This window comes from Citrobacter sp. RHBSTW-01013, from assembly GCF_013781985.1.
Lineage (GTDB): Bacteria > Pseudomonadota > Gammaproteobacteria > Enterobacterales > Enterobacteriaceae > Citrobacter > Citrobacter braakii.
In genome coordinates, this window is sequence record NZ_CP056185.1 from 2,309,766 (window position 1) to 2,332,939 (window position 23,174).

Annotated in this window: 19 protein-coding genes and 1 pseudogene; 2 read left to right on the forward strand and 18 right to left on the reverse strand. The window is 54.2% G+C overall.

What is annotated here, in order from left to right:
* Positions 1–67: 67 nt before the first annotated feature.
* Together HV350_RS11210 and ldcA are read right to left on the reverse strand one after the other, a co-directional pair.
* On the reverse strand, positions 68–1,807 hold the full coding sequence (locus tag HV350_RS11210) for a potassium/proton antiporter (protein WP_016153367.1): 1,740 nt from the start codon (positions 1,805–1,807) through the stop codon (positions 68–70).
* A 97-nt stretch (positions 1,808–1,904) separates the two neighbouring features.
* Positions 1,905–2,819 (reverse strand): muramoyltetrapeptide carboxypeptidase, encoded by a 915-nt coding sequence (gene ldcA, locus HV350_RS11215; protein ID WP_019076960.1) that lies wholly within the window; start codon positions 2,817–2,819, stop codon positions 1,905–1,907.
* Between the two features lie 98 nt (positions 2,820–2,917).
* Between ldcA and emtA the strand changes: the two genes are divergently transcribed.
* Positions 2,918–3,529, forward strand: a complete 612-nt coding sequence (gene emtA, locus HV350_RS11220; RefSeq protein WP_016153365.1) for a membrane-bound lytic murein transglycosylase EmtA — start codon at positions 2,918–2,920, stop codon at positions 3,527–3,529.
* A gap of 11 nt (positions 3,530–3,540) precedes the next feature.
* On the opposite strand, the gene ycgR is transcribed toward emtA, so the two are convergent.
* Entirely contained in the window at positions 3,541–4,275 is a 735-nt protein-coding gene (gene ycgR / locus HV350_RS11225; RefSeq protein ID WP_095715404.1) for a flagellar brake protein YcgR, read from the reverse strand.
* Positions 4,276–4,475: 200 nt separating this feature from the next.
* Between ycgR and HV350_RS11230 the strand changes: the two genes are divergently transcribed.
* Positions 4,476–4,730, forward strand: coding sequence for a GlsB/YeaQ/YmgE family stress response membrane protein (locus HV350_RS11230; protein ID WP_016153363.1), 255 nt, complete (start codon positions 4,476–4,478; stop codon positions 4,728–4,730).
* A 41-nt stretch (positions 4,731–4,771) separates the two neighbouring features.
* On the opposite strand, the gene HV350_RS11235 is transcribed toward HV350_RS11230, so the two are convergent.
* From HV350_RS11235 to HV350_RS11305, 15 genes and pseudogenes are all read right to left on the reverse strand, one after another.
* Positions 4,772–6,742, reverse strand: a complete 1,971-nt coding sequence (locus HV350_RS11235) for a TonB-dependent receptor (protein ID WP_181630490.1) — start codon at positions 6,740–6,742, stop codon at positions 4,772–4,774.
* A 23-nt stretch (positions 6,743–6,765) separates the two neighbouring features.
* Positions 6,766–7,622 (reverse strand): annotated as a pseudogene (gene modD / locus HV350_RS11240) (ModD protein).
* Positions 7,619–8,431, reverse strand: coding sequence for a class I SAM-dependent methyltransferase (locus HV350_RS11245; protein ID WP_181630491.1), 813 nt, complete (start codon positions 8,429–8,431; stop codon positions 7,619–7,621). Before HV350_RS11245 ends, modD begins: the two are co-directional and overlap by 4 nt.
* 9 nt (positions 8,432–8,440) lie before the next feature.
* Positions 8,441–9,202, reverse strand: coding sequence for an ABC transporter ATP-binding protein (locus HV350_RS11250; protein ID WP_046275011.1), 762 nt, complete (start codon positions 9,200–9,202; stop codon positions 8,441–8,443).
* Complete coding sequence (locus HV350_RS11255) at positions 9,199–10,158, reverse strand: iron ABC transporter permease (RefSeq protein WP_181630654.1); 960 nt, start codon at positions 10,156–10,158, stop codon at positions 9,199–9,201. The genes HV350_RS11250 and HV350_RS11255 overlap by 4 nt, the downstream gene beginning before the upstream one ends.
* A gap of 26 nt (positions 10,159–10,184) precedes the next feature.
* Positions 10,185–11,207 (reverse strand): ABC transporter substrate-binding protein, encoded by a 1,023-nt coding sequence (locus HV350_RS11260; RefSeq protein ID WP_046275010.1) that lies wholly within the window; start codon positions 11,205–11,207, stop codon positions 10,185–10,187.
* Between the two features lie 208 nt (positions 11,208–11,415).
* Positions 11,416–13,128 (reverse strand): alpha,alpha-trehalase, encoded by a 1,713-nt coding sequence (locus HV350_RS11265; protein WP_016153356.1) that lies wholly within the window; start codon positions 13,126–13,128, stop codon positions 11,416–11,418.
* A gap of 171 nt (positions 13,129–13,299) precedes the next feature.
* Complete coding sequence (dhaM, locus tag HV350_RS11270; RefSeq protein WP_181630493.1) at positions 13,300–14,730, reverse strand: dihydroxyacetone kinase phosphoryl donor subunit DhaM; 1,431 nt, start codon at positions 14,728–14,730, stop codon at positions 13,300–13,302.
* Between the two features lie 10 nt (positions 14,731–14,740).
* The gene (dhaL, locus tag HV350_RS11275) at positions 14,741–15,373 is read right to left on the reverse strand and encodes a dihydroxyacetone kinase subunit DhaL (protein WP_016153354.1); all 633 of its coding nucleotides are present in this window, start codon (positions 15,371–15,373) and stop codon (positions 14,741–14,743) included.
* Positions 15,374–15,384: 11 nt separating this feature from the next.
* Positions 15,385–16,455 (reverse strand): dihydroxyacetone kinase subunit DhaK, encoded by a 1,071-nt coding sequence (gene dhaK / locus HV350_RS11280; RefSeq protein ID WP_016153353.1) that lies wholly within the window; start codon positions 16,453–16,455, stop codon positions 15,385–15,387.
* A gap of 325 nt (positions 16,456–16,780) precedes the next feature.
* The gene (locus HV350_RS11285) at positions 16,781–18,055 is read right to left on the reverse strand and encodes a Glu/Leu/Phe/Val dehydrogenase (RefSeq protein ID WP_016153352.1); all 1,275 of its coding nucleotides are present in this window, start codon (positions 18,053–18,055) and stop codon (positions 16,781–16,783) included.
* A gap of 321 nt (positions 18,056–18,376) precedes the next feature.
* Positions 18,377–19,345 carry a spore coat protein U domain-containing protein gene (locus HV350_RS11290; protein WP_047416641.1) on the reverse strand — a complete coding sequence of 323 codons (969 nt, stop codon included), beginning with the start codon at positions 19,343–19,345 and terminating at the stop codon, positions 18,377–18,379.
* A gap of 13 nt (positions 19,346–19,358) precedes the next feature.
* Complete coding sequence (locus HV350_RS11295; RefSeq protein ID WP_181630495.1) at positions 19,359–21,644, reverse strand: fimbria/pilus outer membrane usher protein; 2,286 nt, start codon at positions 21,642–21,644, stop codon at positions 19,359–19,361.
* A gap of 55 nt (positions 21,645–21,699) precedes the next feature.
* A complete protein-coding gene (locus HV350_RS11300) occupies positions 21,700–22,422 on the reverse strand; it encodes a molecular chaperone (RefSeq protein ID WP_115190519.1) in 723 nt (240 codons plus the stop codon).
* A gap of 14 nt (positions 22,423–22,436) precedes the next feature.
* On the reverse strand, positions 22,437–22,967 hold the full coding sequence (locus HV350_RS11305) for a spore coat protein U domain-containing protein (RefSeq protein WP_016153348.1): 531 nt from the start codon (positions 22,965–22,967) through the stop codon (positions 22,437–22,439).
* Positions 22,968–23,174: the final 207 nt, after the last annotated feature.

Consider the following 23,174-nt stretch of genomic DNA (forward strand, 5'->3'; position numbering starts at 1 on the left):
GGCTACACCGTTTATGCGACGCAGAGCGCAAACCGGGCAAAGCGCTGCCGCCGCCCGGCAAAAAGCATCAACGCGCCTCATCCTCATCTTCAGCAACGCGAACACCGACCTTCAGCACCGCATTATCTTCTTTCTCAGCAACCGTCCAGATCATGCCAGCAAATTCAACCTGGTCACCGACGACCGGCGCGGCGCCAAGCAGATGCTGGACAATTTCACCCAGCGTTTGCTGTTTATCACGATACTCTGTGCCATCTTCCAGGCCATATATCAGTGCCACATCGGCATATTTTGCGCTGGCCTCGAGAATAAAATCACCGAAGAAGCGCTGGTCTAACGACACCGGCGGCGACTGGCTAAACAGCTTGCCGAGAGCAGGGAGATCGCGCTCGCGGCCAATGACGCACAAAACGTCGCCTTCGCGCAGCCGCGTACTGCCGGATGGGTGAAACAGCACGTTGTCACGAAACAGGGCGGCAATTCGCGTCTCTTCCGGCATATGCAGGTCGCGCAGTGCGGCTCCTACACACCACTTATCCGCGCTGAGCTGATAAACAAACTGCTCCCAGGGGTTTTCCGGATGAATATCCAGACCAATGCGCGAAACGGGCCAGCCGACGGGAGGAACCACCACTTTGGCTTTTTTGGCGGCCCAGGAAAGCGACGTTCCCTGAAACAGCAGCGAGATCAGAACCACGAAGAACGCGACGTTAAAGAACAGGCGCGCATTCTCCAGACCCGCCATCATTGGGAACACGGCGAGGATGATGGGGACTGCACCGCGCAGGCCCACCCAACTGATGAAAATGCGCTCGCGCAGATTGAAGCCACGAAACGGCAGCAGTCCGGCGAAGACCGACAGCGGACGGGCAATGAATATCATCCATGCAGACAAAATCAGCGCAGGGATCGCGATAGGCAGCAGGTCGGACGGCGTAACCAGCAGCCCCAGCACCAGGAACATGGCGATTTGCGCCAGCCAGGCCAGACCGTCGAAGTTTTGCAGAATGCCAAATCGGTTGCGGATGGGGCGATTACCCAGCAGGAAACCACACAGATAGACCGCCAGAATACCGCTGCCTTCCAGTGCAGTGGTCAGGGCAAAAATCAGGATCCCACCGCTTAAGGCCAGTAGCGGATAAAGCCCGGCAGGCAGTGAAATGCGGTTAATCATTTGCTGAAGCAGGTAGCCCCCACCGAGACCCAGTATGATCCCTAAGCCGAACTGCTGGATAATATGCACCGCAAACATCCAGCTTAAACCGGTCTCGTGATTTTGAATCATGGCGATAAGCGTGATGGTTAAAAACACCGCCATCGGGTCATTACTCCCGGATTCAATTTCCAGCGTAGAGCCAACACGTTCGTTAAGCCCCTTGCCGCCGAGCAGGGAAAAAACCGCCGCGGCATCGGTTGAACCGACAATCGCGCCAATCAGGAGTCCTTCGATAAGATCCAGATGAAACAGCCACGCGGCCATCATGCCGGTGAGTCCGGAGGTAATCAGCACCCCGACGGTCGCCAGCGACAGCGCCGGGCCTAACGCGACACGAAATGAGCTGGCCTGGGTGCGCATCCCGCCGTCGAGCAGGATAACCGCCAGCGCCAGGTTACTCACCATATAGGCGAAAGGGTAGTTATCGAAAGGAATACCGCCCACGCCGTCGACTCCCGCTAACATACCGATAGCGAGAAATATCACCAGAATAGGGATACCAAGACGTGATGAGAATGAACTGAGTAAGATACTGCAGGTGACGAGTACTGAACCCAAAATAAAAAGGCTAATTATTGCTGCGGCATCCAACGTTCGGTTACTCCTGAATTACGCTGTTTCGTATTTATAAACCCTAACATAATAACGACAGAAACAGCGTTTTACTTAGCCCTGTTAACCGCTTTTTTTACGATTTAAGTACCGGATGCCCACTTAAGGTGAGCTGAGCGCCGTTTTTATCATTTTTCAGTACCGCTCTTGCCCCCAACGGCAAGGTGACGGTGCGTTGTTCATGACCAAAATCGAGGCCGTCGATCACCGGAACCGATAACCTGGCGCGTAGAAAATCACAAACTGAGTCAAGACTGTAACCCGCGTCGTAATCATTAGGTGCGCTGCCGCTAAAACTGCCGAGGATAATGGCGTTTTGTCGGGCCAGTATTCCTGCGTGATACAGTTGCAGCAGCATGCGTTCAATGCGAAAAGGATGCTCGTTAATATCTTCCAGCACCAAAATGCCGTTTTCGATAGCGGGCATCCACGGCGTGCCCATCAGAGAAATGAGCATCGCCAGATTTCCGCCCCATAGCGTACCTTCGGTCGCACATGCCGGACCGTTACCTTGCCACTCGAGGGTAAATTGGGCATTGCGAACAGCCTGCCAGAAATGGTGCTCGGTAAATGCGTTCATCTCCTCGGCGCCAAAGTTAGCCGCCAGCATCGGGCCGCTGAAGCTAATCACATTCCCCTGCGCCAGCAGACCACACTGGATCGCGGTAAAATCGCTGTGTCCGCACAGCAGCAGCGGGTTGTGTTGCTGACGGTTCGCCAGCGCCTGCCAGTCAATATCTGCCAGTAAACGGCTCGCGCCATAGCCGCCGCGTACTGCCATCACAATGGTATCGGGCGTGTTCAGATTTACGAGCGCGTTCACATCAGCAAGCCGTTCTGCTTCTGTACCCGCAAAACGCTGGCAGCGGCGCGCAATGACCGCTGAATTGTCGACCTGATGACCGGCCTCAGTAAGACGCGCCAGCCCGCGTAAGGCAGCCTGCTGGTTGATACAGTAGCCCGACGGGGCAATTAAGTGAAACCGGGACATGGCATTTCCTTGCTACAACTAAAACCAAATGTATATCATGCCGCGTAGGTATGTCGTTGTCACCTCAGCGACAGGTTCCGGCTATAAGGATAGATGACGTGAAATTGAGATGGTTTGCTTTTTTGGTTGTATTACTTGCGGGCTGTAGTTCAAAACAGGATTACAAAAATCCGCCGTGGAATGCTGAAGTTCCGGTTAAACGCGCAATGCAATGGATGCCGATCAGCGAAAAAGCCGGTGCGGCCTGGGGTGTCAGTCCACAATTGATTACCGCTATCATCGCTATTGAATCAGGTGGAAACCCGAATGCGGTCAGTAAGTCTAATGCGATTGGCCTGATGCAGTTAAAAGCCTCTACGTCAGGGCGTGATGTTTATCGTCGCATGGGGTGGAGTGGCGAGCCGTCAACCAGCGAGCTGAAAAATCCTGAGCGCAATATCTCGATGGGGGCCGCATACCTGAGCATTCTTGAGACCGGGCCGCTGGCCGGGATCGAAGATCCGCAGGTGATGCAATATGCGCTGGTGGTATCGTACGCCAACGGTGCGGGCGCGCTGCTGCGAACGTTCTCCTCCGACAGGAAAAAAGCCATTAATAAGATAAACGATCTCAGCCCGGATGAATTTATTGAACATGTTGCGGATAATCATCCGGCGCCGCAGGCTCCGCGCTATATCTGGAAGCTTCAACAAGCGCTGGATGTGATGTAATTCAGGTGATGCTAATCGCGCACCTTATTCGACTTTTCCCGGGCCTCGCGCTCGAGGGAAAAAATAATCCGCTGTAGGTTACGCTCCACCGCCGGGCCGACGTTGAGAAAACGAAAGCTCAGGCGGGGAGTGGTAATTGTTTCGTTTTTCCCGTCGATAACTTTGCGTTCGCTAATGGAAATTAGCTGGGCGTCCACCTGATACACTCCCCATTGCTCCATGTTCAGTTCAACCTGTGAAAAGCGCATGCCTTCTACCAGTCCCTCTGGTTTAGCCGTTTCTAACAGCCCGCCCATGCCGCCAAGAGACAAATCGAATAAGCGAAAACACAGCGTGCTGTTATCCGGCATTTTTACCGTGCAGCGATAGGGGGGATGCAGTGGAGCACCGATACGAAAATATTCCCGACGCTGGACGAACCACAGAGATGGCGGCAATGATGAGATAAATGCAGGTAGCCGCTGGTATTCGCCTTTTTTCAGCTGTGGCAGGGTGAACTCCACTTTGGCTCCCTGCGTTTCGGCGATAATCGTTATCTGACTGGCTCGCTGCACGGCCTGGTTTTCATATTCCTGACTACCAAAATCCATGATCAGTTCGTCCGGGCTGACCGCCAGTATTTTGCTGATGAACTGGCCACCTGACCAGGAGATACGCAGCGGAACCTGCTGCGAATTTAAGTCCCGGAGTACGCCTAACACCGCTAACGGATTTTGCTTCAGGAACTGCTCATTGTAGTTACTCACACCTAATGACTCCTGGATGCCTGGTTTATCGTTGGATTATCGGCATCAATCAACGGAACTTAATACAAATGGATGAAATTTTTTACCAAACCCAATGAATTAAGTCTGAGGGAAAAAGCACGTAGCGATGGCTTGCCTATACTTAACGTGCTGGCGCAAGAATGTCTTGCGCGTGCGTTCACTGGAAAGAGGGCCTGGAAATGGGAATTATTACCTGGATTATTTTTGGTCTGATTGCGGGGGTTATCGCCAAACTGATTATGCCGGGGCGCGATGGCGGTGGATTTATCCTGACCTGCATTCTCGGTATTATCGGTGCTGTGGTCGGTGGATGGCTGGCTACGATGTTCGGTATCGGCGGCGATATCAGCGGGTTTAATCTCCACAGCTTCCTGGTGGCCGTGGTCGGCGCGATTGTTGTGCTGGGTGTCTTTCGGCTTGTACGACGAGATTAATAGAACGGCCCCTGACGGGGCCGTTTTTCTGTATTGTTAAGTCAGAACTGATACTCAATGCCCGCCCAGTAATTACGCCCCTCTTCAATAAATCCTTCACTGTAAACGTACTGCGTATCGAACAGGTTATTGACCGAAGCGTTAACGCTAAACCCGTGGCCAATGGCGTAATCAGCGCGCAAATGGGTAATGGCGAAACCAGCGGCTTTCTGCGAGCCGTCGGTATTGCTATAGCTCGACGAACGGGCCTCTTCGGACAGCGTAATGCTGAGTGGCTCCCACGGTTTCAGCGTCATCCAGGCGGTCAGGGTTTGCGTCGGCAGATCGGTAATCTTACCGATATCGCTGCGTTTGGCGTCCGCATGAATAAGGCCGTAGCTCAGCCCGACGTCCAGCATATCAAAAACTTTACCTTTAACGCCTGCATCCAGGCCGGTGTAATCCACCCGACCACTGTTTTGGTTCTGGATGGTGTCGGCATCAATATTGTGCGAAAGAATCGCGTCGCTGATGCGGTTGTAATACACGCTGGCTTCGAACCCCCAGTTCGGGCTAAGTGAACCATTCCATGTCAGGTCCACGCTGCGGGCGCGCTCCGGTTTAAGCTGTGGATTGACCAGAGCCACCTGGTTATAGGCCGGTTTCGAGGTCGTGTAGCGTTCTTTTAACGTTGGGAAACGCGTTCTGTCAGAGTAAGACAGCGCTAATGTGTCTGAATTTTCAAAGTGGTATTTGGTCATCACCTGCCAGTTAAAGGCCGACTGATTGTTGTCATCGTAGTGCGTGACGCTGCCGTTTTTCTCGTGCTTCATACCTTCCAGACTGTCTCGCCAGTCATAGCTTATTCCCGCCACCACATCGACATTATCCGCCGCAGCCCACTGGTATTCACTGGCCACGGACCAGGTGCGGTCTTCGTAGCGGTCGTAAGCCGCATTCGGTGCGCCTTTCTCGCGGTGAACATCGTCCTTCCAGTTCACGGCGAAAGAGAGCAGATCGTTTTCTCGCATATCCGCAGCGAGCTGCAGGCCAGCCCCATCGCTATAGTCCGAATAATGGCTGTAGCTGCCTTTCTTATTTTTCAGGTCGGCCAGCGAGTTGTACATCATCAACGTATTTTCAAAGGTGTCGCGATACAGACGGCTTTTCAGGGTAAAACGGTCGCCCAAATGCGTGGTTCCCTGATAGTAATAGCTCTCTTTATCGTATTGTGGCCATTGCCAATAGCGTGATTTCTGGCTGCTGGTTCCGGCGTACGGTGGATTATCTTTTTCACCGTCCTGATTTATATAGGTCAGCACATATTCATCATCTCCACGAGGGGTAAAGCCCAGCTTCACGATGCCACGCTTGTCATCAGCGGAAGAGTTGATCATCTTGCCGTGACTGCCTGCAACCGGGTTGTCCACGCCATGCGGTAATCCAAGAAAATCCTGCTTCAGCTGACTGCCGCTGAGCTGGATATAGCCGAGATCGTTACTGGCGCTAAATGAAGCGTGCATATCGTGGGCGTTGTCTTTGCTGCGACTCCAGCCTTGGCGATAACCAATGCTGCCTTCAAGCGGTTTGGTCGGTTTTTTTGTAGTGATATTGATGGCACCGCCCATCTGGTTTGGCCCCTGTAACAGAGACGAGTAGCCTTTGGAGACTTCAACCGAAGCGATATCGGATGTCAGAAAACGGCCTAAATCGAGGTTGCCGTCATAGGGGATGTACACCGGCACGCCGTCAAAAAAGACGGGAACCTGACGGCTGTCAAACCCGCGCACTTTTACCTGTTGCTCGTTGCGGTTGCCTGACTTTTGCAGCACGACGCCAGGGACGACGCTCAGCGCCTGCGCCACGTTCTGTTTATCCAACTGTTGTATCGTTTCCTGGCCGAGAACCGTGGTGGTTGCCGCGGAGACCGGACTAGACCAGACGGTCATGGTTTCGCTTTCCTGCCCAGCAAAAGCACTGTGCGCGAAAGCAAACGACAGGGCTGTGTAAAGACAACTTTTGTTGAAATTCATTATTTTTAGTCCATTTTTTGATGTTATAGGCCACGTGCGTCCGGGCTCAGGCTCACTTTGATATCCGCAGGTGGAGCGTAGTAAGGCGCGGAAGTGATAAAGAGTCTGATACCGCAGTCGAGATAACCCGCCAGCGAGGCGAGGGTAATGCCGCCGGTCAGCGCCAGCGTGCAATGGGGGGCCAGAGCAGGGGCCTGACGGGCAATTTCTGCCGCCTGCTCGGGGGTAAATTTGTCGAGTTGTAAGACATCAGGGGCGGCGCGTAGGGCGGTCAATGCCTCATCTGGCGTATCCGCTTCGACCACGATCTTTTTTTCTGGCGCATGGCTGCGTAAGCGCGCAATCGCGCCTGTCCAGTCGTTTGGGTTGGTAAGAAAACGGCGGTGATTAGCAAACAGCAGTACCGTTTCGGCGCATCCTCCCGATGGATAATGCCCCCGGCGGCAAGTATTGCCTGAGTCGCCAGTAAACGCGTACCGGGAATGGCTTTGCGGGTGCAGGCAATCTGCCCATCGGGATAGCGTTGATGCAGCATGCTCAGCATCTCGATGAGATAGCCCGACACGCCGCAGCTCCACTCCAGTACATTTTGTACCGCTTTCCAGCCCTGGTGCAGCGCCGCCGCTGGTCCGTGTGCGCGAATCAGTCGCTGTCCGGCGTTCGCCCGTTCGCCATCAGACAAAATATCGGTGACGGTTAATCCCAATGAAGTCAGCATTTGTCTGGCAACAGCGGTACCGCTAACGCATCCGCCCTGGCGATGGCTAAACTCGATGACGCCTGGTTGGGCGCCGATACCCAGCGCGCGGGTGGTCAGATCGCCGCCCTGAATATCTTCCAGCAGCAGCGCGTCAGTTTGCGCCTGCGAAAAGTAGATCATCGCAGCGCCTCCAGCGGGATGCTGTCCCACCAGATAAGCGCCCAGTCACGGCTGGCGGGGGCAATAGCGCGTGGATCCTGCTGTTGGTACCAGTTTTCCAGACGTTCGACCTCGTCGGCGCTCAGTTCACCCATACTCCAGCGCACGTTTTCCAGAAAACGCGTCCAGGTGCTGTTGTCCTGCTGACAGTTGGGACCGCGGATAAAATCAACGTGCGCGTGGATCCCCATCTGATAAAGAACATTAAGCGCATAGATATAGTTGGGCAGTTCAATCACTTCGCGGCCCAGTGCGCGCTGAATGGTGGGAGAAACGAAAGATGAACTGACGAGGTGGGTGGTATAAACCCGCAGCCGGGCCTGATTATTCAGCTTGCTCATTGCCTGACGCATATCGGCAACCAGCGTGGAGCGCGAGGCGACGGCGATATCGCACTGGGGTAAATCATCCCAGTGCTCTTCCCAGGCTCGTTGCACCCATTGTACGTGACGGGCGTTCATTTGTGCGGCGCGGCGGGCAGCTACGCTCAGCATTCCCTTGCTGTAATCTACGCCGTAAATTATTGGCATTTTTTTAGCCAGCGCCAGCGAGACTGTACCGGGGCCGCAACCCATATCAAACAGCGACTCTGCACCTTGCAGGTCGATTTTCCCCAGCAGTTGCAGCAGATAGCTGTCGGTTAATGAGGCGCAATTCTCCGCCATTTTTTCCGCACGTTTGTCCCAGTGCTCCGGCTTTTTCTCGGTTCTGTTCGCCAGCTGTAATTGCTTACGGTAAAGATCGGCAAAATCAATGTCGTCAATGAGCATGAATATTCCTTAATTGAGTGAACCATAAAGATGGTGGGTAATTTGTGACGGTGTAACGCGATACAGCGCGGCCAGGCGGTCGGCGGCGAGCTGATGTTCAGGCAGACCCTGCGACACCTCGCCGTTTGGTTCAACCCGTACCACGCTGTCGGCGATTGCCCGGGCGTGCAACGGGTGATGGGTCGACATCAGCAGGGCCATACCGGAATTTTTCAGCGTCACCAGCGTGTCGAGCAGACGGATTTGATGCCCAAAATCAAGGCTGGATGCGGGTTCATCCAGCAATAAAAGACGCGGACGTTGCGCCAGCGCGCGAGCGATCAACACCAGTTGCCGTTCGCCGCCGCTCAGGGTGTTCCAGCGTCGAAGTGCCAGGTGAGAAATCTCCAGCATCGCCAGTTGCTGATGTGCAATTTCACGCTCTTTAGCGCCGGGAACCGCAAATGCCGCCAGTTGCGGGGCCAGTCCCATCATCACCATGTCCAGGGCGGTGAAGGCAAACGCGCCGTCGTGCGCCTGAGGAACCCAGGCGATGGCTGCGGCGCGTTCCCGATCGCTGAGATGATTCACCGCGACGCCATCAAGCAGAATGTCACCGCGAAGCGGCGGAAGAACGCCGAGAATGGTGCGCATCAGGGTGGTTTTACCGCTGCCGTTAGCACCAATCAGACAACAGACAGAACCGGGCGAAACCTGAAAGGAGATATCACGTAACACGGGTTGTTTACTGTGGTATCCCAGCGACGCGTGGCGCACGAGTAATAGCGTCATGGGCGGTTTCCCCGCAGCAAAAGCAGCAAAAAGAACGGTGCGCCAATAAATGCAGTCAGGATCCCCAGCGGGATTTCCGTGCGGCTCAGCGTGCGGGCGAGGGTGTCGGTGAGCAGGAGTAGAATGGCGCCGATCCCCATGGACACCGGCAGTAACTGCTGGTGGTTATTCCCGCTGAGGAGTCTGCCGATGTGCGGCACCACCAGTCCAATCCAGCCGATAATGCCGGCAATGGCGACGGTACAGGCGGTGACTAACGTTGCGCAGACGATCAGTCCCAGCCGCAGTCGGGAGACGTTGATCCCAAGCGATCGGGCTTCATCATCCGACAGAGTGAGCAGGTTCATGCGCCAGCGCAGCAGCAATAACGGGACCAGTCCAGCAAGGATCAGCGGTGCTGAGAACCACAGATCGTGCAGAGTAATTGTCGATAAACCGCCGAGCAGCCAGAAGGTGATCGACGGAAGTTGGGTATACGGGTCGGCCAGCGTTTTGATGAGCGAAATTCCCGCGCCGCAGACCGTACCCAGCGCAATCCCGACCAGCACCAGTGTTAACACCGGATCGTGACGCTTGACTCGCCGGGTAATCAGCCAGACACCGGCGACCACTAACAAACCGCCAGTGAACGCATACAGCTGAATAAACAGGATTGGTAGCCCCAGCAGGATTGCCGTACAGGCGCCCAAACCGGCACCGGCCGCCACGCCGAGGATATCCGGCGAAACCAGTGGGTTACGGAACATTCCCTGATAGGTGGTTCCTGCACCAGCCAGCGCTGCGCCGAGTAACAATGCAGCCAGAATGCGTGGCAGTCGGATTTGCCAGAAGACGATTTTGTCCTGCATCGGGACACCATCCCTGCCTGCAATAAGATCCACGATCTGTTGTGCATCGAGGCGATAAGCACCCGACACCGCGGCGATGCTCACGCAAAGCACCACCGTCGTAATCATCAGAAAACCGAGGGTAGACGTTTTCATCAGACGCTCACCAGTTGTTGATACTGTGCGTCGCTTAACGTGGTGTGCCAGAACAGCTCACTGTAGCGCTGCATATCGGTTTTAAAGCCCGCTTCAACCTGTGGATCAAGCCAGGCATGCAGACGGCGTAACCCCAGCAAACGATTGATGCCGGGAGGCGCGTCCAGCCAGCCAAACGGCAGGCCGCTGAGAAACAGAATGCGCCGATCGGCAACCGCTTTGACTCCTTGCCAGACGGGATCTTCTCGCAGGTACTGTGCCGTAATCGCATCCTGTACCAGAATAATATCGGGCTGCCAGCTCAACAGGTTTTCCATTGAAACCTGCGCCAGCCCGTGCCGCCCAGGAATTTGCGCCACATTGTGTAATCCCAGTAGTTCTGCCGCTTCGGTATGCAATGAACCTTGTAATCCTGTTTCAAGTCCGCGGGCGCCGCGCGCGGCATAAAAACGCAGCTTTGCTGCGGGAGAGTGTGAAAACGCGAGGGCTTCATCAATAAAACGCTGGGCCAGTTTGGCCTGAGTCCTGGCCCGTGTTGCAACTCCCAGCGCTTCACCTGCCGCGAGTAGCTGTTGCGGGCTGAGCCGCAGTTCGCCATTAATCAGCAGCCAGGGAATTTGCGTTTGCGCGTTGACTTGTCTGGCCTGAGAAAGCCAGGTTTCATCGGCATTGCCGCAGTCAATCACCAGATCGGGTTTAAGCGCCAGTAGCGCTTCAAGCGAGAGTGTGCTGGCGCGTCCCGCCAGCTTGCCCAGTTTCGGTAAAGCCCGAATGTCTTCGTGAAACGGGATGGCGGTCTGACGAGAAAAATCAAAGGATGAAAAACCAACCAGTTTTTCCGGCGCGACGGCCAGCAGCAGCATGTCGGCGGGTGCGCCTGCGCTGACCACGCGTTGGGTCGCCTCTGGCGCTGGGTGGCCTCCAACGGCAACGGTTAGCGGCGTTTGAGCCAAGGCGGGAAGATGGCGTAGCAGCAGTGCAGATGCCACAAGCTGGGCAAACATCCGTCTTGTCAGTGGCATAATTGTTATCCTGAAGGTGATAAAATCGCTATATATTTACATATACAGCGAATAAAAACATGTTCAGAATCAATTTCTCACGGATGAAAACCCGGAATACCCCATAAGGGCTAGATGGCGTAGAGACAACAGGAATGGCGAAATATAAGCCAGAAAAAATCCGCGACGCAGCGCGGATTCGGGGAGTAAAACGCTTCAGGTAACGGCATTAAGACGTCGGCTGAGCCTGTTTTTTAGGCTCGACTGGCGTGGTACTTGCCGGGGCCGGGCGCGATGCGGGCACGCTGTCACAGGGCTTTTCTTTGGCACAGATCAGGTCGAGCATTTTTAGCGTTACGCCGTTGGTCCAGCCAAAACCATCCTGCAACGGATATTCGCCGCCGCCTCCGCCAGTGCCTGTGCTACTCACGTCATACTTTTCAACCAGCTTTTTCTCACGATCGTAGGTGTGCTGCACGTTGGTGAGGAATCGCCAGGTCACGTCCATGGCGACGTTATCCTGACCGTAATTCTGTAATCCCGATGCGGCGACCCACTGGAGCGGGGCCCAGCCGTTGGGAGCATCCCACTGCTGGCCGCTTTTCACCGACGTGGTGGCCAGGCCGCCGGGTTGCAGCAAATGCGCCTGGGTTGCCGCGGCCACTTTACTGGCGCGATCTTTTGCCGCTGCATTGACATACAACGGGAACAAGGCGGCGGCCGTGAGTTGGTTACGTACTTTGTGGCTCTTCAGATCGTAATCGGCATACCAGCCTTCTTTGTCGTTCCACAGGTGCTTTTCGATCCCTTTTTGTCGGGCATTAGCGAAGCCTTCATATTGTGCAGCTTTGGCATTATCCCCGGCGGCCTTGCTGGCGAGGGCGATCATCTTTTCCATTTTGTACATCAACGCATTGAGATCGACCGGAACGATGCTGGTGGTGCGCAGGGTGCCTAGTTGATTGGGGTTATCCATCCAGCGGGAACTAAAGTCCCAACCCGACGCGGCGGCAGAACGCAGGTCGCGGTAGATTTCTGTGGCCGGTCGGTTCGGATTGCTTTTCGCTGTGGCGATATCCTCCACCCAGGACTCTGGCCGCGGCGTATCGCGGTCATCCCAGTAGCGATTCAAAATGGTGCCGTCATCCAGTTTAACCACGCGCTTATTCTGCTGACCGGGCTGGAGCGTTTCGACGCCTTCCATCCAGTAGGTGTATTCTTTGAGCATCTGCGGGAGATATTTTTTCAGCGCGTCATCCCCGTCATGCTGCGCCAGCAGTTCCACCATAAAGGCAAAGAATGGCGGTTGAGAACGGCTCAGATAGTAGGTGCGGTTGCCGTTAGGAATGTGTCCCCAGGAATCAATCTCGTAAGCGAAGTTTGCCACCATGTCGGAGACCTTATCCCAGTGATTGCTCTCAGCAAGCCCCAGCATGGTGAAATAGCTGTCCCAATAATATATTTCGCGAAAACGCCCGCCAGGCACGACATACGGCTCCGGGAGCGGCAGCAGAGAGTCCCATTTTTCAGCGTCGGTTGTCGAACGGGTGAGTACCGGCCACAGTCCGTCAATATGCTCGCGCAGCGATTGCCCGGCTGGGGGGACGTATTTCTCGCCAGCTTTCGGCAAGGTGAAATTCACTTCCACAAAATGACGTAAGTCGAATCCGGACTGATTTTTCTGCATCCGGTAATCGGCAAGGATCATTAATGGATCGCTGTTAGGAACGGCGTCAGCAAAGGTTTTCTGGTCAGGAAACAGTTTGGCCGTTTGTACATCATTAAACAGAGGGCCAAGCAAAATATCAGGCGGCTGAGGCGTAGCGGTTGGTGCGTCCTCGGCGTTGACGGCAAAAGAGGAAAGGGCAAAAAAGGTGCTTGCGAGCGTCAGTTTTATTGCAACAGAGAGCAGGCCTGGATGGCGAGTTGCAGGCGTTATCATCGGTTAATCTCCTTAGGGTGTGCCGAAGCAGCGGCATTTACCATGAGAAAACCTTAGTTCAGGATCGACCGTTGCGCGTGATCGACGCCCCATTTTGCGAATAAACAGACATTTCCCGACGCGAATCGAAAAGATGCACACCCTTTGTCGGCAAAGGGTGTGCAACCGACATCAGCCCGCGCGGGTTATCCGCTGGGCCACGCTGTCAAGGGTCAGGGTATCACCCATCGTGATACTCTCGATGGCCTCGCCTTGTTGACATAACCAACATAACCCCATTGCACGGGCGATAATCGCCGGGTGAGACGCTTCGCTCCCGTCTCGCAGGCAGATGCCTTTGATGGTCTTCGGATCGAGTTGCAGCACCGTAGATGGATAGATGACCTCCGCGACCAAAATAGTGGGACGGATGAAGGCGGGAATTTGTGCAGTCTCTCCCGTCAAATACTGCAGTGAACGAGACAACAAATCTTCAATATCGATGTATCGCGCCTGCAGGTAAGGATCGTCGAGCTGTAAATACTGCTGGCTGAGATCGCTCAGCACGTGATGCCAGGCCCAGGCCGCGCTGCACTGCGTTTCACGCATTAGATCACAGGCCATATCGAACAGATCCGGATCGTCCAACAGTGTGTGGTGACCGGAGAAAATAGCGGCGATATCTGCGGAATATCTCTCTTCTGCAAGCGCGGTTAGCCCGCTTAAGTCGTTCAGCGTGCTTTGGATAGCGACCCGTAACCGTTGCTGCTCAATCTGGAGTGAGGCTATAGGCTGTTGGCTTACCTGTGGTGAGAACGGTGTGTAACAGAATGCCGTCCCCGTGACCTGTGAGGGAACCTTCGTCACCACGGTATCAGCATGCGCGGGCTCGAGCGATTCACCAAAATTCTCAGCTGCCAGCTGTTTGAATGCGGCCAGTGCATCCTCTGCCTGTTCGCCCTTGGCAATCAGGCGCAGCGTGTCGTTACAGCGTACCTGCAGCAGGGCAATCTGATTCAGGCTATCAGGGACGACGCACTTGCCATTTTTCTCCAGCCACATATCGGCGTTAAAGCCAGACAGCGCGGAAACCAGCCGTGAAGCCGGACGCACATGAATGCCGTTTGGGTTTTTCACCACAATGGCCACTGAATGAGCATCTGCATCAGGCGCGAATTCGGCAGATGTCGGCTTTGCTGCAAATGGCGAAGGTAAACCCAGTTGCTCACATTTGGCATCGAGGGCGTTCATGGCATCACAGATGACCCGCTCGATGTCAGCACCTGCGGCAGCGCTAACCGTTGCGGCGAGCGTGCCTTCGACCAGCGGCGCGGCGCACAAACGTACTTTGGCGGCAATGGCCGGATCGAGCAGTTCCAGCGCGGTTTCCGCACTCAGTAGCGCACTACCGATATCCATCATCACCAGCACGTGATCCGTATCGGCCACGGACTCAATGGCTTCCATCACCTTGATAGGATCGGTGCCAATCGGATTCTCAGGATCGTCAATGCCTGCGGCAATAGCGATTTTGCAACCATCACCCATTAACATCTGCCGGGCTAGCGCGCCGACGCCTTCGCCCAACTGGGCGCTGTGAGAAACAATAACCAGGTTTACCATCGCTTTATCCTTACTCTCTGGACGCCTGAGCCAGCATTTGCATCATAAACATTACGGACGTTGCGCCAGGATCCTGATGCCCAATGCTGCGCTCACCGAGATAGCTGGCGCGGCCTTTGCGGGCCTGCATGGTGATGGTGCTTTGCGCTGCTGCTTCCGCTTGTTGGCTTGCCGCTTCCAGCGCCGCCTGTACGCTCAGCTTTTGCTCGCAGGATTGGCGTAAAGATTCCACTACCGGCAGCCAGACATCGCACATGGTTTTGTCGCCAGGTTCAGCTTTACCGCGGCTAATCACACCTTCTGCGCCATCACGAATCATTTGATACAACTCCTCAAGCGTCAGGCTTTGATGAGCCTGGGTCACCTGGGCGGCACGGATAAAAAAGGTACCAAACAGTGGACCGCTGGCCCCCCCGACGCTTGAGAGCAGCACCATGCCGGTGTTTTTCAAAATAAAACCAATGTCTTTATCGGCGATGGACGGCAGCTTTTCGACGACTTTGCTAAAGCCGCGGTGCATGTTCAGACCGTGGTCGGCATCACCAATTTCCCGATCAAGACCGGTGAGAAAATCACTTTCGGTGGTGAAGATCTCACCGCAGCGATAGAGCCAGTTAACAATTTGTGTTCTGTTGAGGGACATCATGTATCTCCTTATTTACCCCAGTTGAGAGCAGGGGTGTGAACCGGTGCATCCCATAAGCTCAGCGTGTCGTCATCCACCTGTAACAGGGTGATTGAGAAGCCGGTCATATCCAGAGAGGTACAGTAAGAACCGATCAGGTTGCGCTCAATGACGATGCCGGCGTCCTGGCAACGGCTTTCGAGGCGGTTATACACGCCGAAGAGTTCTGACAGCGGCGTCGCACCGAGATTATTGACCAGCGCAATGACGCGATCGCCGCTTTGCAACGCGCGTTTGCTTTCTTTGCCTTCCTGCCACGCGCCCTGAACGTTGTCCCAGTGGCGGAGCGTACGGCTGTAGTTGCCGTTTTCCAGCAGGGTATCGAACATTTCATCTACGGTCTGATCGAGGGAAGTGAAGGTGCGGCGGTCAATGCCCGGTTCCCCGTGGATACCCACGCCAAACTCCATTTCGTTATCCTGCAACGTGAACGACGGTTGTCCGGCGGCCGGAACGGTACAGGCGCCAATGGCTATCCCAATGGAGTGGCCCTGGTTATTCAGTTTACGACCCAGCGCCGCACAAACTTCCAGTGAGTCACCGCGTTCGGCGGCCGCGCCGACCAGTTTTTCGATCAATACGGTATTCGCCACACCACGACGACCGGCGGTATACAGACTGTCTTTCACCGCCACGTCGTCATCCACTACCATGGTGGTGACTTTGACGCCGCTTTCATGCAACAGCTCGGTGGCGGTTTCGAAATTAAGAATATCGCCGGTGTAATTTTTGATGATCAGCAGTACGCCTTCGCCGCCATCAATTTGCATGGCGCATTCGAACATTTTATCCGGCGTGGGTGAGGTAAAAATTTCACCCGGGCAGGCACCAGAGAGCATGCCCTGACCAATATAGCCGCAGTGCATAGGCTCGTGTCCGCTGCCGCCGCCGGAAAGCAGCGCCACTTTGCCCATTACCGGCGCATCTGCGCGGGTGACATATACCGGATCCTGATGCAGTGCCAGGGAAGGATACGCTTTCGCCAGCCCGGCGAGTTGTTCAGTCAGTACGTCTTCAACACGGTTAATCAATTTTTTCATTATTTATGCTCCGCAGACAGTCCTGGATGGCTGCCAGATTCGGGCAGGCATCTGATGTAGGGTATCGGGTTATACAACGCCACGGCGACTGCTCGCTGCCGATAAGGTAATTTTGCACACGGGTTGGCAAAAGAAAATTGCTGTAATGGGCGTTTCAATACGAAACGTAGCAACATAATAATGTTCCGTATTGGAACGTCATGGTGCATAAAACAGCGAAAATGAGAGGTTGGGCCGTATTTGGCCGGGAAGCTGATTCACGGGTGTTTATGGAAAACAAACCACCTGCAGAGCAGGTGGTTTGTAGGCATGGTCGATTTCGGCGTTAGCCCGGATAAATTCCGCGATCTTTACGTGCCAGCAGAATGCGTTCGCAGGCAACAATGTAGGCTGCCGTACGCAGTGAGCAGGATTTCTCTGCCGCTTTTTCCCACACGTGTACCATCGCATCGGTCATGATTTTGTCCATGCGATTGTTAATCTCTTCTTCGCTCCAGAAGAAGCTAGCCATGTCCTGAACCCATTCGAAGTAGCTGACGGTTACGCCGCCGGCGTTACAAACAACGTCAGGGACAACCACGATACCGCGGCTTGCCAGAACGTCGTCGGCATCCGGATAGGTTGGGCCGTTAGCGCCTTCGAGTACCAGTTTACAGGTCAGCGTTTCCGCGCGGTGACGGGTGATCTGGCCTTCGAGCGCGGCCGGGATCAGAATATCCATCTCCAGGCTCCAGAAGGCTTCGCTGGCAATGGTTTCAGCACCCGGGAAACCGGCAATCTGTTTGTGCTCCAGTTGCCAGGCAGACAACGCGGCCATGTCGATACCCGTTGAGTTAAACAGCGTTGCGGTGTGATCCTGAATCGCGACCACGCGTGCTCCTGCTGCCGCGAACAGGCGGGCGGCTTCGCTGCCGACGTTACCAAAACCTTGCACCGCTACGCGAGCGCCTTCAACGTCGATGTTGGCACGACGCGCCACTTCCAGACCGCTGACGAAAACACCACGACCGGTGGCTTTATCACGGCCTAACGAGCCGCCGAGGTGAATAGGTTTACCGGTGACCACGCTGGTCACGGTGGTGCCGTGGTTCATGGAGTAGGTATCCATCATCCAGGCCATTACTTTTCCGTTAGTCCCCACATCCGGCGCAGGAATGTCCTTCTGCGGCCCGATGATAATGCCGATTTCGCTGGTATAACGGCGGGTTAAACGCTCCAGTTCACCTTCGGAAAGCGAGAACGGATCGACGCGCACGCCACCTTTCGCACCGCCGTACGGCAGGTTCAACGCTGCGCATTTGATGGTCATCCATGCGGACAGGGCCATCACTTCATTAAGATCAACATCAGGATGATAACGCACACCGCCTTTGCCCGGCCCGCGGGAGAGGTTATGTTGCACGCGATACCCTTCAAAATGACGGATAGTACCGTCATCCATCTGCACCGGGATATCGACAATCAGCGCGCGTTTTGGGTGGCGCAGGGTATCCACCCAATGGGAAAGTTCGCCCAGGTAAGGGGCCACACGCTCGATTTGTTGCAGGTAGGTATTCCAGGCAGATGTGCTGCTATCTGAAGCGTAAGATAACTTATCCATGATAAACCTTAGTTATAAAAGTAATATGTTCTTAATTTGGCCGTGGTATACAGTGAATCACACCATATGAACCTAAATTTAACATTTATTTCATAGAATGGCCTGTCCGGCTAACACGGTTTATCGGTGTGAAGCGTGTGGGCTTTAGCTGAGAAGTGAATAGTTATTCTTTGATTGTGCTGATATTTCGGTAATTTTGCTGGCTGGGTAATTTAATATGCATGATTTATAAAAATCGCAATTTGTCAGATTTATGACGCACCTCTAAAAGTAAATAATATGATAATAAAATGTATTTGCTTTATTGCGATTAAGCAGGGGTCAGTAGGTCACGGCGATGGTAACGGTATCAGCATAGTTGTCAGGCGTGTAGTTCGCGCTGGGAACGGTGGCGTAAACCGGGTAGGTGGTGGTGGTTCCCGTACCGTTGCCCGCGACAGTATTGAGCGATGAATTGCCCCAAACCGTTCCGGACGGCCCCGGCGTCGAGCTAAGCTGGTAGGGGACCTTGTCCGTATTTGACCCCGTGCCGGCCATCACGCCGCTGCCTGCCGTATTGCCGTTAGAGGGCTGAAGTCCGATGGTGTAAGGCGTGTTATTGGAACATGCTACGCCCACGGTATTTGAAGCCGTTAGGTTACGCCCGGTCGCCCCGGCGGGCGCAAAGCTAATATTGGTTGCAGAGGTGATATTGCACTGTTTGCTGACCGTCGCCGATACGGTGAAGGGAAGCCTGGCGGCAACGGTATCGCCACAGGTGGTCGGCGGGAAAAGCAATCCAGGATTGAGGGTGACGAGGGCTGTCGCCGCCGTATAGCTATCCTGATAGCTTCCGGGGACCGCTGAGGTTTGTGGCGTGACAATCTGCGCTGATACCGTGAGTGAGCCCGTCACTGGCGTCAGATTCAGCAGGTTAAGCTGTACCATTGGAAAAGTTGTTCCCGACTGATACTGACTCCCCCAGACTTTGGTGTGTCCGGCATCCTGGTAAAGCTGGTATGCCAGCGTTCTGGCAGGTGTTCCGTTTAATGACATATTTCGGGGTGTCACCTGGCCACTGACGGCTGAGGCGCCAATATTAAAACAGAGGTTGATCCCTGCCAGCGCGTCGCCAAGCTCTTTGGTGCAGGTGTAGTTGAACGTCATTGATGACGTTGCGCCTGTCGCAGACAGCGGATTGATTGAGCCCAAATTTATGGGTTGTACATTGCTCACCGAACAGGTTACGGCATGGCTAATCGCCGGACAAAAGAGTACGGCTGCGATGAGTAACAGATGCCTTAACTTCATGAGCGCACTCCTGTTAGTGTGGCCGGCAAACCAGTGGACCTATTTGCACAATCCCCTTTGCGGAAGCGGGATAGTCAAATTGCACGCGACAACTGCCGGTGTCTGTCTCAACGCGTAGCGCGTTGTGCTGTTCCAGCGTGTCGAACCAGGTCATCCCATCAAAACCAACGACAGACGATTGTCCTGCTCCGCTGATGGCGTATGCCATGCTGCCTTCGGGAATGGGTTTACCCTGATTGTCGACGAGGATGACCTGCGCAGCGCGTACCGGGGTAATGCCAAAGCTAACCAATGTACCGGAACGATCGGCAGGCGTTGCATTCGTCTCAACGCGTGCGATCCGCATATTGGCGGGGAGATCCATTGGGTCAATACTGATCAGGTTTTTTTGATAACTGTTCAGCGGCGTGACCAGCAATAGCCCCTGGTCGTCGCTGCGACCAATCAGGTTATTTTGTAATTTAATCGGGACGTCAGGAACGCCGTCAGTTGATACGACGGCAAAGCCATTGTTGATTTCTCGTGCTGCAAACAGGCCGCCTCCCATGGTAACAAGCGATCCGGTGGCGCCTGCGTAGCCGTAATGGTTATCCGGTAAACGGCTGAATCCCGCGTACGCTTTACCATAACGACCCAGATATCCCACTTCTCCCTGACCGCTTTGCCGGGAAGCCTGCTGACTTGCGGCCAGATTCCAGCCCCAACCGCCGTCGGCAGGAGGCGTCAGGCTGGCGTTGAGCTGGTAGCCGGTCTCATCATTGGTACGTTGTAGGGTGCTGCTGGCACTGAGATTGTTATCAGTGGTCATTGTCACCATCAGATAGAGACTGCGATCGCGGTTATCATCGATGTTTTGGTTGAATCCGGCATTCAGTGAAAAGTTGTCGGTAATCGATTTGAACCAGCTGGCGTTGGCGTAGCGCACCGCATTTTCGTGCGGATAACGAAACTGCAGGTAACTCAGGCTGACATTACCGGCAGCTTCCAGCGAATAGCCAATGACCGTATTGCTGTTAAGCGTCGGTGGCGGCTCGCCATAATGGGTGGCGACATCACGATAATCGCCGGAAGTGGCCGTCGTACTGGTACTGAAATTAAACCGTTCGCCGGACCAACGGTAACCAAAACTGTACAGAAAACCGTTCTTTCCTGCGTCGGTACTTGCGGCAACTGAGGTCGAAAACGTGCCGCTGCGGGTGCCTGGGATCCAGTCGTTACTGAAGCCCGCGTTAATCAGTCCATCGCTGGTTTCAGCGTGAGTCCCGGCGGTGAACGTATTGCTAAACCCACGACGCCATGTACCGCTCAGTACCGGTGCGCTGGCATAATCAAAAGAGGAGTAACCATAGTTTTCGCGTACCGTGCCCAATTCTGCAGACCAGGCAGTTAATCCTTCCCGCAGCAGTTGCTGATCGTTGTAGAACGAAAAATTTTGTACGCTCGTTCTGCCCAGCGCATCCGTCATCATCACCTGACCCGTTCCCGCGCCGCTGATGTTCGGCATTGTGTTGATCTGAAAGCTACCCGCGGGGACTTCTCCGTTGTAGTACCTGACGCCGTCGACGTACAGCTCAACGTTTGACGGCAACGTCGCGGAGCCAAGATATGCAGGGAGCGGGGTGGTTGGCATATAGGGCCGCAAACCAAAATCGGTTCCTATCTGAATGCCGCCGATACGCGTCGGCCGGGACCAGATAAGTGAACTGGTCAGGGTATCGCCAACGGTTACCGCCAACATCGTTTCGGGAAATGACGTACGCCAGCTGGTATCAAGTCGCTCAACGCTGTTATCCGCATTTTCCTCGGTGGAATACTGCGTCAACTGGGTGGTGCTGAGCACGCCTGCAGCATTGAAAGCGCGGAGTTCGCTGAAGGTATTTATTGCGCTTTCATCCCCCTGTTGGGTATAGATATCGTAATTGAGCAGCGCTCCGCGTGATGTTGTCGCCGTCGGCGCGGTCTCTACGGGGGAGTTAAGCTGCGTGGTCGCAAGATCGAGTGAACTGAGTGGCACAGTAAGCGAAAGCGTTTGCAACTGAACGTTATAGTCAATGGTTAGCTCGGGGATATCGTTCAGGCAGACGGCGTGAGTGGCGTCAGGCGCAAAGCGAAAGCCCATTTTTCGCAGGGTATCTGCCCCTGCATAGAGCTTTCCATTATCGTAACCCAAATGCACCAGCCCAACGGGATTCCCATTTAAGGTGACGTCGAGATACAAATTGACCCCCACGAGCTGCGCTGCGCCATTAATAACACCATCGTCGTTCAGGTTATTATTCAGCGTTTGTGCGCAAACCATTCCCGATATTAATACTCCATTGAGAAAGCAATATTTCACCAGAAGCCAGGATCTGTTACAGATCTTGTACTGTTTTTTGGCCATTGATTGTGACTTCAACTTTCCCGCCATCATGAGTATTACTGGCCGACGGAGAGACTATCCAGCGCATCGTTGAGCCGGGTAAAACGTAGCCTAACAGTCCGGGCGTAATAACTTTTTTAGCACCGTCAGGGCTTATAAATGTTGCAGCAGATAATTGTGCATGCCCATTTCCCTGGTTACTCACTTCAATAAATTTTTTGCCATCAAGCTGTTGTAATTTCCATTGCAATTTTGCCTGCGTTTGCGCCGCTGATGTTGGTTGAATGAAAACGGGGACGGAATAATGCAGCACAAACTGAAGCTTATTTTTTTCTACTTTTGCAGGCGGTAACTCATCTATCGATAACCGATAAGCGTCTTCAGCATTTGCCGAAGGTGGGCCGGTCCGAATAACGCGAATCAACTGACGTTCTCCAGGGGCTAATGCCAGCATCGGCGGGCTAATGACCAGCCCCTGAGAGGGGGAAAGTTTGTCGCCGTAAGCGCTCTGGCTCCAGTGAAAAACCCGAACCTGGGCATTGAGCACATTTTCACCCGCATTACTAAGCCAGATACCATCGGCATTTTGCGTCGCGAGCAAAGTTAATGTGACCGGGGCGATTTGCAGCCCGCTGGCGGCGGCAGGGTTGAGGCTCGCAACCATCCCTAACAGGCATGCGCAGGCACACTGCTGAACAGGCAGTTTTACTCTCATGTGGCTTCCTGAAGTTAGTAGTTAACGTTAACCGTTACCGTGTCGGCATAGTCGTCAGGAGTGAAGTTGGCGCTCGGTGCGGTGGCATAAACAGTAAACGTTTGCACCAGCCCGGTCCCCGTCGCCGCTACGCCGTTTCCAGGCGCGGTGTCGGTGGCGGTGTTCCCCCACACCGGACCTGTTGCTGATGTTCGATTTAGCTGGTAGGGCACTTTATCGGTATTGGTGGCTGCGTTAGCCACGGAGGACATGGCGCCTGAGCCCGTCGTCGTCCCCCCATTGGCGGCCGACGGCGCCAGACCGATAAAATAGGGCGTAGTTTTAGAACAATTAATCGAAATCGTGTTGCTTGCATTGGTATTTGTTGCCGTGGTATTCACCGGCCCAAGCGTGATATTTGAAGCCGAACCGGCAGTCACGGTACAGGCCTTTTGAATCGTCATCAGTACCTGAAATGTTCCGTTAACGGTTGCTGCATTTGCCACGGGAATAATGGAAAAGGCGCAGCAACAAAGAATTAAGCGTTTGTCTAAGACTAGAGCCATATCCTTTACCTTTTTCAAATAACCACATTTATTACTTTAGAAAAACAATAATGTGGTACAAGAAGACATGGTTTAACCCTAGAATAAGTATTAGGCGTGCGCCAGTTGATCTAATAAATTTTACTTAGGAAAAAGGTGATGTCGTTTGCAAAAAAATAATACCCACGGGTGAGTATATTGTTTTGTTTTTATGCTACTGCGGGTATT

Excerpts from the sequence above, each read along its gene's own strand:
- ldcA (WP_019076960.1), bottom strand. The coding sequence starts at position 2,819 with ATGTCCCGGTTTCACTTAATTGCCCCGTCGGGCTACTGTATCAACCAG.
- HV350_RS11230 (WP_016153363.1), top strand. The coding sequence starts at position 4,476 with ATGGGAATTATTACCTGGATTATTTTTGGTCTGATTGCGGGGGTTATC.
- HV350_RS11235 (WP_181630490.1), bottom strand. The coding sequence starts at position 6,742 with ATGAATTTCAACAAAAGTTGTCTTTACACAGCCCTGTCGTTTGCTTTC.
- HV350_RS11245 (WP_181630491.1), bottom strand. The coding sequence starts at position 8,431 with ATGCTCATTGACGACATTGATTTTGCCGATCTTTACCGTAAGCAATTA.
- HV350_RS11250 (WP_046275011.1), bottom strand. The coding sequence starts at position 9,202 with ATGACGCTATTACTCGTGCGCCACGCGTCGCTGGGATACCACAGTAAA.
- HV350_RS11255 (WP_181630654.1), bottom strand. The coding sequence starts at position 10,158 with ATGATTACGACGGTGGTGCTTTGCGTGAGCATCGCCGCGGTGTCGGGT.
- HV350_RS11260 (WP_046275010.1), bottom strand. The coding sequence starts at position 11,207 with ATGCCACTGACAAGACGGATGTTTGCCCAGCTTGTGGCATCTGCACTG.
- HV350_RS11265 (WP_016153356.1), bottom strand. The coding sequence starts at position 13,128 with ATGATAACGCCTGCAACTCGCCATCCAGGCCTGCTCTCTGTTGCAATA.
- dhaM (WP_181630493.1), bottom strand. The coding sequence starts at position 14,730 with ATGGTAAACCTGGTTATTGTTTCTCACAGCGCCCAGTTGGGCGAAGGC.
- dhaL (WP_016153354.1), bottom strand. The coding sequence starts at position 15,373 with ATGTCCCTCAACAGAACACAAATTGTTAACTGGCTCTATCGCTGCGGT.
- dhaK (WP_016153353.1), bottom strand. The coding sequence starts at position 16,455 with ATGAAAAAATTGATTAACCGTGTTGAAGACGTACTGACTGAACAACTC.
- HV350_RS11285 (WP_016153352.1), bottom strand. The coding sequence starts at position 18,055 with ATGGATAAGTTATCTTACGCTTCAGATAGCAGCACATCTGCCTGGAAT.
- HV350_RS11290 (WP_047416641.1), bottom strand. The coding sequence starts at position 19,345 with ATGAAGTTAAGGCATCTGTTACTCATCGCAGCCGTACTCTTTTGTCCG.
- HV350_RS11295 (WP_181630495.1), bottom strand. The coding sequence starts at position 21,644 with ATGGTTTGCGCACAAACGCTGAATAATAACCTGAACGACGATGGTGTT.
- HV350_RS11300 (WP_115190519.1), bottom strand. The coding sequence starts at position 22,422 with ATGAGAGTAAAACTGCCTGTTCAGCAGTGTGCCTGCGCATGCCTGTTA.
- HV350_RS11305 (WP_016153348.1), bottom strand. The coding sequence starts at position 22,967 with ATGGCTCTAGTCTTAGACAAACGCTTAATTCTTTGTTGCTGCGCCTTT.